The organism is Nesterenkonia massiliensis (assembly GCF_000455245.1).
Lineage (GTDB): Bacteria > Actinomycetota > Actinomycetes > Actinomycetales > Micrococcaceae > Nesterenkonia > Nesterenkonia rhizosphaerae.
The window spans coordinates 493,773-495,940 of the sequence record NZ_HG005166.1 but is presented as its reverse complement, the minus strand read 5'-3'; the positions used below and the strand labels follow the sequence as shown (position 1 = coordinate 495,940).

General features: G+C 53.6%; 4 protein-coding genes. All 4 read right to left on the bottom strand.

Annotation, left to right across the window (positions count from 1 at the left end; genetic code table 11):
• Window positions 1–181 (bottom strand): hypothetical protein (locus TX78_RS14230; protein ID WP_044494289.1); only part of this gene is annotated, 181 nt, incomplete at its 3' end.
• Window positions 178–969 (bottom strand): glycosyltransferase family 2 protein, encoded by a 792-nt coding sequence (locus TX78_RS05455; RefSeq protein WP_147640429.1) that lies wholly within the window; start codon window positions 967–969, stop codon window positions 178–180. The genes TX78_RS14230 and TX78_RS05455, both read right to left, overlap by 4 nt.
• A 271-nt stretch (window positions 970–1,240) precedes the next feature.
• Window positions 1,241–1,822: a hypothetical protein gene (locus TX78_RS13700; protein WP_147640428.1), complete on the bottom strand. Its 582-nt coding sequence runs from the start codon at window positions 1,820–1,822 to the stop codon at window positions 1,241–1,243.
• 92 nt (window positions 1,823–1,914) lie between these two features.
• On the bottom strand, window positions 1,915–2,168 hold a 254-nt coding region (locus TX78_RS14225), incomplete at its 5' end, for an integrase core domain-containing protein (RefSeq protein ID WP_233722179.1).

Here is a 2,168-nt window from a genome sequence, read left to right as displayed (position 1 = left end):
GCTTATGTACCTCTTCGTAGGGAATATGGTAATACTCCAAAAACTGGCGAGTTCCGTAATTGATAAGACCGTCTCCCCAGTTCCCTCGTGCAGCGGAGAAAACAATGGAGCGTCCGTCCGCTCGCGCCATAATTTTGGAGGCAAGTTCGAAGAATTCAGGGGATTCGCGGAGGTTCTTCACTGTTTTTCCTTGCGGGGAGCGTTCAGCGGTTCTGAAATAGTTTTGTCATCGTGATTGTAAGAAATCGGAATCCCTTGTAGCGGGAATTTATAGTGATGGAGTCGGTAGTCCTGCGGCGGGAGTACCTCAAATGGCCCCCGAGAAATTGCGTGGACAGATATTAGAGGAACGGATCTGTCGAAACGAACCAGGCTCTTTACTCGATTTTGCCATCCTTTTCCGTACGCTTGGATGTCTTCGAATGTCCACCTGCGGGTGAAGTTTCTGACGCAAGAGCGTCCATCCCACTCGCTCATGTCGAAATTAAAGTTTAAGAATCTTAGACGAGGTTTCTTCGCATTTACTGTGAGTTCTCCAATAGTGGTGCCGCCAGGCAGGACTAGGTACTCGTCCACGTCAATCACGGCTACCCAGCCTGCGGGGCCCTCATCGGCGAGCTTAGATAGGACGCCAGGTAGGTTTTTATACTGGCGCATGGAGAGCGGGTCCACTATGGGTAGTCCGGACTCTGCTATGTCGTTGGCGTGTTTCTTTTTCCACTGGTTGATGGCGGCCCAGCGTTCACGCGAGTCCATTCCATCGAAGTAGGGGCCGTCCTTCTCCAGGACTTCAACGACGATTGAGGCGGAGGACTCTCGACCTATTTCTTCGAGAATCTCCAAGCTGCTATCTATTGGGTTGTCTAAGAGAATTATGATCTCGTCGAAGCCCAAAGAGGTGTGGTAGGCAACCCAGTCGCGAAGCCGATGTTCGTCGCCTCTTGACATCGTAACAATCACATGACGCACGACAGAATGCTCCTTATCTAACTCAGATCCTATTGGACTGATGCTTCAGCAGTGTTCGCGGCCGGCCGGACCGTTCATGGCTGCATTCTGCAAGTAGGTCCAACGTCTTACATTACAGGAGCGATGTGACCGTTGCCGGGCATCGGTAACGGGCGCAAGTAACCTCCGCCCTGGTCAGAATCCCTTGCTCGCCGTGTAGCTCCTGGGATCTTAGACTCTTGGCTAAGTCGTTTCGCGCGGTCTTCGACCGACACGATCCTGTGCGCAGAGGTCAGGTGTATGGAAGCCCCTTGTACTCAGTGGCAATTGACTCGACGAGTTGTTGCCGATTCGAGAAGGCTCCCGTAACGTGCATAATCCAATTGCCGCAGAGATCCACGTCACTGTGCCGAATATCCTGCAAGGCGCGTTTCTCATCCCGGGCCAGCTTCGCCGCAGGAGTCCTGTTCCAAGACTTGTCCAGCACTGTCAATGGGACATCGAACGTCTGCTGGAGCCAATACAAAGTTGTCTGGTGAGGAAAAGAAGCCTCCAGCAGACGCTGATAACGCATCAGATTCTCAGGTGAGAAAACATCACGAACCGTCCAGTCATACAGAACGACGTCCGTATTTCCGTAAGCGGCAGCGTTATACGGCACAGTAGAAAGATAACCTAGGGCCGCCAAGCTCTTAATGTGTTTATGGCTGCGACGTGCGTGGTAACGGCTCGTTGACGTCATCGCCAACGAGGCTTCAGAATGCTCCGCGAAGATCGATGGTGCCGATGGATTCACGATGCACGTGTCATCGACAACAAGAACTTTGCTGTACCCATCGCCACCCTCACTCGGTTTCAGATACGTCCACGCCAAATAGCTCTTTAACGCATAGGCGCGCTTATGCTTGCGTCCCCGAGATGGAATGCCCCCGGGAGTAGGTCCACGCGTTATGAGAGCCGCGGTTCTCAATGGGTACAGGTTTCAGCATACTCAGCCGGGCTGCGGTATCCCAGCGCTGAGTGGCCTCTGATGGTGTTGTACTCCTTCTTCCAATCACCGATGATCACCCGAGCATGGGTTAGGGACCAGAAGCTGGTGATGTTCAGACACTCGTCTCGGATTCGGCTGTTGAAGGACTCCACATAGCCGTTGCGCCACGGGGCACCGGGTGGGATGTAGTGGAGCCCGGTGACCCCTCCAGCCCAGTCAGCCATCGCCT